Origin of the sequence: Bradyrhizobium sp. Ec3.3 (genome assembly GCF_000472925.1) — a bacterium.
Classification (GTDB): Bacteria; Pseudomonadota; Alphaproteobacteria; order Rhizobiales; family Xanthobacteraceae; genus Bradyrhizobium.
Genome location: NZ_AXAS01000029.1, coordinates 127,104 through 134,740 on the forward strand (window position 1 = coordinate 127,104; position 7,637 = coordinate 134,740).

Consider the following 7,637-nt stretch of genomic DNA (forward strand, 5'->3'; position numbering starts at 1 on the left):
CCTATTCCGGCTACTTGCTAGTCAGGCTTCCTGGCGGCATCCGGAAAGAACAGCTGCTGGCCGTCGATCTTGTAGCCGGCGATTGCGGCCTGGCCCTCGGGAGAAATCAGCCAGTCGACGAAAGTCTGCCCCAACTCTTTCTTCACCGACGGATACTTTTCCGGATTCACCAGCATCACGCCATATTGGTTGAACAGCCGCTTGTCGCCCTCGACGACGATGTCGAGATCGCCGCGGTTCTTGAACGCGATCCAGGTGCCGCGATCGGAGAGCACATAGGCATTCATCGCACTCGCGGTGTTGAGCGCCGCCCCCATGCCCTGCCCGATCTCGCGATACCAGGCACCCTTGGTGCTCGCGACATCGATGCCGGCGATGATCCAGAGTGCAAGCTCGGCGGCATGGGTGCCGGAGCGGTCGCCGCGCGAGACGAACGGCGCGCCCTTGGCCTCGATCGCCTTCAGCGCAGTCGCGATGTCCTTGCCCTTGACGCCGGCGGGATCGCTCTTCGGCCCGATCAGCACGAAGTCGTTGTACATCACGTCGAAACGCTTCACGCCAAATCCGTCGGCGACGAATCTCTCCTCCTGCGGTTTTGCGTGCACGAACACGACATCGGCATCACCGCGGCGTGCGGTGTCGAGCGCCTGGCCGGTGCCTTGCGCGATCACCTTCACGTCGATGCCGGTCTTGGCCTTGAACATCGGCAGGAGATAACCGAACAGGCCGGAGTCCTGCGTCGACGTCGTCGAAGCCACGACGATCGAGCGATCCTCGGCCGACGAAGTCGAACTCACCAAGGCGATGCCCAGCAGCATCGCGAGCGGAAGGAACGGGCGGCGAGAGGCCATCGGAAAACTCCACTTCAAATCACGAGATCGCCGCGCAGGAAGGCCTGCGCCTCCGGCGTCGACGGATGGTCCAGGAATTCGCTCGCCCGCGCGCGCTCGCACAGCGTCCCGCGCGCAAGGAAGACCACCTCGCCCGCAAGCCGCCGCACCTGGCCGAGATCGTGCGAGGCCATCACGATCTTGATGCCGGATTGCGCCGCGCTCGTGACGATCTCTTCAACCGCGCGCGTCGCGGCGGGATCGAGATTGGCGGTCGGCTCGTCCAGCAGCAGAAGCTCGGGATCGCGCGCAAGCGCCCGGGCCAGCGCCAGCCGCTGCTGCTCGCCGCCGGAGAGGAGTCGCGCCGGACGGTGCGCAAGATCGGCAAGGCCGACCCGCTCCAGCAGCGCCACCGCGCGCCCGGGCCGGTGCGCGTGCGGCACGCCGGCCTGTGCCAGGGCGTAGGTGACGTTGGCCGAAGCCGTGCGCCGCAACATCACCGGGCGCTGGAACACGAAGGCGCGGCGCGTCGGCGCCGGATCGCTGCGGCCACCCCAACTGATGCGGCCACCCGTCGGAGCCGCAAGTCCCATGCACAGCCGCAGCAGGCTGGTCTTGCCGGAGCCGTTGGGACCGATCAGCAGGGTCGGCGCACCCGGCGTGATCGTGAGGCTGATGCGATCGAGGATCGTGGCCACGCCCCTCTGGAGCGAGACGTCCTCGAGCACCACTGGAAGATCGCTGATCGGCGCCCGCATGGTCACCCCGTCACCCGTTGCGACCAGACGCGCGTCCCCCAGGCGGCCGCGTTGATGGCGAGCACGATGACGATCAGGATCGCACCGAGCCCCATTGCCAGCGGCAGATTGCCCTTGGACGTCTCCAGCGCCACGGTAGTCGTCATGGTGCGGGTAAAGCCGTCGATATTGCCGCCGACGATCATGACCGCGCCGACTTCCGCGGCAGCGCGGCCGAAGCCGGCGAGCAGCGCCGTCAGCAGGCTGAAGCGCGCGTCCCACAACAATGTCGTCATGCGGCCAACCGCGCCGACATTCATGGCGCGAAGCTCGTCGCGATACTCGACCCAGAGGTCCTCCACCGTTTGCCGGGTCAGCGCAGCGATGATCGGCACGATCAGCACCGTCTGCGCAATCACCATCGCCGCCGGCGTGAAGAGGATGCCGAGTTCGCCGAGCGGCCCCGCGCGCGACAGCAGCAGATAAAGCGCTAGCCCGACCACGACCGGCGGCAGCCCCATCATGGCGTTGAGCAGCACCACCAGGACCGCGCGCCCCCGGAAATGTGTCAGCGCCAGTAACGCGCCGAACGGCATACCGATTGCTGACGCCAGCGCGACCGCCGCAAGGCTCACACCAAGTGAGAGCCGTACGATCGCCAGCAACGCAGGATCGCCGCTGAGGATGAGTTGCAAAGCACTGAGATGATCGGGCATGGTTCCCATAAGATGACATTGAACTGCAAAAATTCCGGCCTGCGTCAAATGCCAAAAAGCGAACCAAGATATGCATAGGAATGCAGAATGGAATTCCTGACGACGAGTGAGGCGGCGGACTACCTCCGGCTGGGGGAGCGCAAGCTTTATGAGCTCGTCACCAATGGGGCCATCCCCTGTAGCAAGGTGACCGGGAAGTGGTTGTTCCCGCGCCATGAGCTCGATTTATGGGTGCTTTCGGGCCTGGCGCGCCCGGCCGGCATGCGGGCGACCGAGCCGCCGCCGATCGTCGGCGGCAGCCAGGACAGCCTGCTGGAATGGAGCCTGCGGGAATCCGGCTCCGGGCTCGCCTCGCTCAACGAAGGCACGGGACGGGGACTGGAACGGTTGCAGCGCGACGAGGTGGTGGCGGCGGCGCTGCATTTTCACAGCCTCGATAGCTCGGACAATCTCGCCAGCGACGCCAATGCCGCGGCCGTGCGCGCCGCGCCGGACCTGCATGATGCCGTGCTGGTGGGCCTGGTGCGCCGCGAGCAGGGCCTCCTGGTGCCGCCGGGCAACCCGAAGCGGCTGCGCAGCCTGCCGGACGTGCTCGCGCTCGGGGCCCGGATGGCGCTGCGACAAGAGGGCGCAGGCGCGCAGATGCTGCTCGACGTGCTGCTCAAGCGTGCCGGTGCCTCCTTTCGGGATCTGCGCCGGCTGGATGCGCCGAACCTCACCGGACCCGACCTCGCCGCCACCATCCGCGCCGGCCATGCCGATTGCGGCGTCGCAACACGCGGAGCCGCCAAGTCGGCCGGGCTCGATTTCGTTCCGCTGCTCTGGGAGAACTTTGATCTCGCCATGCGGCAGCGCACCTATTTCCGCCCGCCGATGCAGGCGCTGATCCGGTTCCTCAGCGAGAAGAAGCTGCGCCAGCATGCGGAGGAGTTGACCGGCTACGATCCCTCGCCGGCCGGCCAGATCCGCTTCGCCGCCTGACCAGCGTTGACGCCCGGCCCCAAATAGTTGCAAAAGAAACCAATTCAGCCGGGCCATACCCGGCCGCAATCAAGCGAACAGCGGCCAACGAGCTGCATGAGGGGAGGAATAGCGTGACTCCAGGCAGAACAGGACTGTCCGTCGTGGCCGCAATCGCAGCCGTGACGCTGCTGTCGGGCACCGCCTCGGCGCAGGTGTCCGACGACGTCGTCAAGATCGGCGTGCTTACCGACATGAACGGCCCGGCATCGACGCCGACCGGCCAGGGTTCGGTGACGGCGGCGCAGATGGCGATCGACGATTTTGGCGGCAAGGTGCTCGGCAAGCCGATCAACGTGGTGGTCGGCGATCACCAGCTCAAGGCCGATATCGGCGCGGCGCTGGCACGGCGCTGGTACGACGTCGAACAGGTCGACCTCATCGTCGACGTCCCGGTGTCGGCGGTGGGACTGGCGGTGCAGAATATCGCCAACGAGAAGAAGAAGCTGTTCATCGCCCATTCGACCGGCACGGCCGACTTCCACGGCAAGTTCTGCTCGCCCTATGCGATCCAGTGGGTGTTCGACACCCGCGCGCTAGCGGTCGGCACCGCACAGGCCGTGATCAAGCGCGGCGGCGACAGCTGGTTCTTCATCACCGACGACTATGCCTTCGGCCATTCGCTGGAGCGCGATGCATCCGCGGTCGTGACGGCCAGTGGCGGCAAGGTGCTGGGCTCGGTACGGCCGCCCTTAGCGACGCCTGACCTGTCCTCCTTCGTGCTCCAGGCGCAGGCCTCGAAGGCCAAGATCATCGGCATTGCCGCAGGCCCCCCGAACAACATGAACGAGATCAAGACCGGCGCCGAGTTCGGCGTGTTCAAGGGCGGCCAGCAGATGGCGGCGCTGCTCGCGCTGATCACGGACATCCACGGCCTCGGCCTTCAGGCCGCGCAGGGGCTGTTGCTGACGACCTCGTTCTATTGGGACATGGACGACAAGACCCGCGACTGGGCAAAGCGCTATTTCGCCAAGATGAACCGGATGCCGACGATGTGGCAGGCCGGCGTCTATTCGTCCGTGATGCACTATCTCAACGCCATCAAGGAGACCGGCACCGACGATCCGCTCAAGGTCGCAGCCAAGATGCGGGAAAAGCCGATCGAGGATTTCTTCGCCCGCAACGGCCGCTTACGCGATGACAATCTGATGGTGCACGACCTCTGGCTGGTGCAGGTCAAGTCACCCGAGGAAAGCAAATATCCCTGGGACTATTACAAGATCCTCGCGACGATCTCCGGCGATCAGGCGTTCGGCCCGCCCGATCCGGCGTGTGCGATGGTGAAGAAGTGACGGCGTAGCAGTCATTCCGGGGCGATGCGAAGCATCGAGCCCGGAATCTCGAGATCCCGGGTTCGCGCTTCGCGCGCCCCGGGATGACCGTCGCCTTGAGCGACGGTCATTTCACGACGCCGATCTCGCGGAAATATTTCATCACGCCGGGATGAATCAATTCCGGCCTCAGTGCGGCCGCGACGGTGTTCGCGGCCGTGGTCTCGCAGGCCTGCGCGAGCTTCTTGCAGAACACGGCTTCGACGCCGTGCAGCGTCTTCGCCAAGCGATACGCGACATCGTCGGGCAGGTCCTCGCGCGTGAGCACGAAGCTCCAGGAGCCGAGCGAGGCGATCGGCGCGGTCTGCGTCGGATAGGAGCCGGCCGGCACCGTCAGCGGCTTGAGGAAGGAATGCTTGGCGCGGATGCGCGCGATCTCATCAGTATCGGGCGCAATGAAACGCGCACCGGATGCGCTTGAGGCGACCGCGGCAAAGCCGGGCCAGCCGATGCCGGCACCCCAGAGCGCAGCGACGCGGCCGTCTTCCACCATCGCGGGGCCGTCGCCGGCGCGGTCGAGATAGATCGCCTTGAAGTCCTCGTCCTGTTTGAGGCCGAGGCCGTCGAGCATGTAGCGCGCGAGAATTGGCAGGCCCGAGCCCTTCGCGCCGAACGCCACGGGCTGGCCGACGAGATCGCTGATGGTTTTGTAGGGGCTGTCCGCCCGCACCACGAACATGCCGGGATTGGAATAGATCGCCGTGAGAATTTTCAGCGCTACCTTCGCGCGGCCAATGCCGGCGAAGGCCTCATAGGCCGGTTCGCCGGCGACAAGGGCGAGATCGAGCTCGCCTTTCTCCAGCAGCGGAATGTTCTCGTTGCTGCCCTTGGTGTTGCGCGGGGCGATCGCGAGCACAGGATCGGCCGCATTCATCACTTCCGCGAACGCATTGCCATAGAGCGGGAAGCCGCCGCCAGGCGTCGCGGTGCCGAGGCTGATTGTCATTTTCGAAATGGCCTTGTCTCCATCCTCTCGGTTTTGCGCCGAGGCTGCGCCTGCAAACAGCGCCATGCCCAGCATGATCAGCGAATGAAGTTTCATGAGCGCTCCTCGGCGCACTGCGTCAACACTAGACTAGCGACGATGTAGGCAGCGACACGAATTTATGGAAGCATGGCGGCAACGACAATAAAGCAATGGGAGGCGTCATGTTGGGTGTTTTGCGTCGCGGTCTTTTCGGTCTTGCCTTTCTTTCCGCCCTCGCCGGCGTTTCACCCCCCGCCTCCGCCGCCGACTACCCGAATCGCCCCGTGCACTGGTTGATCGGCTTTGCTGCCGGCGGCCCCGTCGACATCGTGGCGCGGATCATGGCGCAGTGGCTGTCGGATCGTTTCGGCCAGCAGTTCATCGTCGAGAACCGTACCGGAAGCGGCGGCAACATCGCGGCCGCCGCCGCGATCAACTCTGCGCCCGACGGCTATACGCTGCTATTCGTCGCGCCCAACAACGCGATCTCGACCTCGCTGTACAAGAAGCTGCCGTTCGACTTCCTGCGCGATACGACGCCGGTCGCGAGCATCATGCAGCTCACCAACATGCTGGTCGTCTCCAACGCCATGCCGGTGAAGACCGTCCAGGAGTTCATCGACTACTGCAAGGCCAATCCCGGCCAGATCTCCTATGCGTCCTCCGGCAACGGCACCTCGGTGCACATGTCGGCGGAGCTGTTCAAGGTGATGACCAAATGCGACATGGTGCATGTGCCCTATCGGGGATCTGCGATCGCCTTCCCCGACATCATCTCCAACAAGGTGCAGCTGATCTTCGACAACCTGCCCTCCGCACTGGAGCAGGCGCGCGGCGGCAATGTCCGCGCGCTCGGCGTCACCTCGCCACAACGCTGGCCGAGCGTGCCCGATGTGCCCGCCATCGCCGAGACCGTTCCGGGATTTGAATCGGTCGGCTTCTACGGCATTTCGGCGCCCAAGGGCACGCCACCGGAGATCGTCGATCTCCTCAACAAGGCCGTCGGCGAGGCGCTGAAGGACCCGAAACTGGTGGCGCGGCTCGCCGAGACCGGCGGCATCCCGAGGCCAATGACATCAGCCGAGTTCGGCAAGCTGGTCACCGACGAGACCGAGAAATGGCGCAAGGTGGTCGAGTTCGCGGGGGTTTCAGTGGATTAGGGACGGATTGCAACGCCGCGGCGGGGCTCGGCTACTGTCGAAACCCGCGCCGGTCCCGCTCCGATCAAAAATGTCGAAATCAACCCCATGCAAAGTAGCCAAGGGGGCCAGCACGACCGTCTGCGCCTTTTCCGAAACCAATTGACACGTCGGGCAAATCACCGTCAGAATTGTATTATTGGGCCCGTCTCGGCAGACTGCCCAATCCACACCGCGGCGGCGCGCGCGGGGGCGGCATTGCACCCCAGGCTCAAGCCTTGTAAACGAACCGCGCACCGTTGCCGGCCGCGCTCCTCGCGGCCGCCTCGCGGCGGGGCCTGTAGCTCAATGGTTAGAGCCGGCCGCTCATAACGGTCTGGTTGCAGGTTCGAGTCCTGCCGGGCCCACCACTGCAAGATCAAATACTTATCGAACTGCGTGCAGCTTTGTCGGTTATATTCCCCACAGAAATTCTACGACGAACGTCGCAAACGCGGACGAATTCGCGCAACTAACGATCAAATGGTTAGGCCGCGCGAGACGGCTTGCTCGTACGTCCCTCTGACAACAGAAAGTCGTCCCGTACGATTTCTGCTTTTGCTCGACAACCGGACATTCGCGGGCGACATCCGCAGGTCCGAAATGGGCCGATTTTGTTGCAGAACTCTCTTGAGGAGCCGAGTGAACCGTGATTCCGTCGAGGTGAAGCGGCCATCGACGGAGAGTTTCGATGATGGGGCGGTGCAAGGGTGAGCAGGGTCAACTGTTCTATGCGTTCGACCTCGAGGCCGTAGTACCGGACGACCATCAGGTTCGGCAAATTGCGGCAGTTCTCGATCTCTCGTGGGTGCGCGTCGAGCTTGCGCCGCATTACTCCAACACTGGTCGGCCCTCGGT

7 protein-coding genes and 1 tRNA gene are annotated in these 7,637 nt (G+C 64.6%); 4 read left to right on the forward strand and 4 right to left on the reverse strand.

The genetic code is table 11. From position 1 onward, the window contains the following. Positions 1-17 precede the first annotated feature (17 nt). Genes YUU_RS0125575 through YUU_RS0125585 form a run of 3 tightly spaced genes read right to left on the reverse strand, consistent with a single transcriptional unit; the run spans position 18 to position 2,283 of the window. Positions 18-851 carry an extracellular solute-binding protein gene (locus YUU_RS0125575; protein ID WP_027524936.1) on the reverse strand — a complete coding sequence of 278 codons (834 nt, stop codon included), beginning with the start codon at positions 849-851 and terminating at the stop codon, positions 18-20. Positions 852-865: 14 nt separating this feature from the next. Further along, positions 866-1,588 (reverse strand): ATP-binding cassette domain-containing protein, encoded by a 723-nt coding sequence (locus YUU_RS0125580; protein WP_027524937.1) that lies wholly within the window; start codon positions 1,586-1,588, stop codon positions 866-868. Between the two features lie 2 nt (positions 1,589-1,590). Next, positions 1,591-2,283: an ABC transporter permease gene (locus YUU_RS0125585; RefSeq protein ID WP_027524938.1), complete on the reverse strand. Its 693-nt coding sequence runs from the start codon at positions 2,281-2,283 to the stop codon at positions 1,591-1,593. An 87-nt stretch (positions 2,284-2,370) separates the two neighbouring features. Here YUU_RS0125585 and YUU_RS0125590 point away from each other — a divergent pair, with 87 nt between their 5' ends. Continuing rightward, on the forward strand, positions 2,371-3,264 hold the full coding sequence (locus tag YUU_RS0125590; RefSeq protein ID WP_027524939.1) for a helix-turn-helix transcriptional regulator: 894 nt from the start codon (positions 2,371-2,373) through the stop codon (positions 3,262-3,264). 113 nt (positions 3,265-3,377) lie between these two features. Beyond that, positions 3,378-4,595 (forward strand): ABC transporter substrate-binding protein, encoded by a 1,218-nt coding sequence (locus tag YUU_RS0125595; RefSeq protein WP_027524940.1) that lies wholly within the window; start codon positions 3,378-3,380, stop codon positions 4,593-4,595. A gap of 106 nt (positions 4,596-4,701) precedes the next feature. On the opposite strand, the gene YUU_RS0125605 is transcribed toward YUU_RS0125595, so the two are convergent. Further along, positions 4,702-5,676, reverse strand: a complete 975-nt coding sequence (locus YUU_RS0125605; protein WP_027524941.1) for a TAXI family TRAP transporter solute-binding subunit — start codon at positions 5,674-5,676, stop codon at positions 4,702-4,704. Positions 5,677-5,783: 107 nt separating this feature from the next. Between YUU_RS0125605 and YUU_RS0125610 the strand changes: the two genes are divergently transcribed. Together YUU_RS0125610 and YUU_RS0125615 are read left to right on the forward strand one after the other, a co-directional pair. Next, entirely contained in the window at positions 5,784-6,761 is a 978-nt protein-coding gene (locus YUU_RS0125610) for a tripartite tricarboxylate transporter substrate binding protein (RefSeq protein WP_027524942.1), read from the forward strand. A gap of 313 nt (positions 6,762-7,074) precedes the next feature. Next, positions 7,075-7,150, forward strand: a tRNA-Ile gene (locus YUU_RS0125615). Positions 7,151-7,637 lie beyond the last annotated feature (487 nt).

What these genes read in the sequence shown, in the direction of transcription:
- YUU_RS0125575 (WP_027524936.1), bottom strand. Translation starts at nt 851, where the DNA reads ATGGCCTCTCGCCGCCCGTTCCTTCCGCTCGCGATGCTGCTGGGCATC.
- YUU_RS0125580 (WP_027524937.1), bottom strand. Translation starts at nt 1,588, where the DNA reads ATGCGGGCGCCGATCAGCGATCTTCCAGTGGTGCTCGAGGACGTCTCG.
- YUU_RS0125585 (WP_027524938.1), bottom strand. Translation starts at nt 2,283, where the DNA reads ATGCCCGATCATCTCAGTGCTTTGCAACTCATCCTCAGCGGCGATCCT.
- YUU_RS0125590 (WP_027524939.1), top strand. Translation starts at nt 2,371, where the DNA reads ATGGAATTCCTGACGACGAGTGAGGCGGCGGACTACCTCCGGCTGGGG.
- YUU_RS0125605 (WP_027524941.1), bottom strand. Translation starts at nt 5,676, where the DNA reads ATGAAACTTCATTCGCTGATCATGCTGGGCATGGCGCTGTTTGCAGGC.
- YUU_RS0125610 (WP_027524942.1), top strand. Translation starts at nt 5,784, where the DNA reads ATGTTGGGTGTTTTGCGTCGCGGTCTTTTCGGTCTTGCCTTTCTTTCC.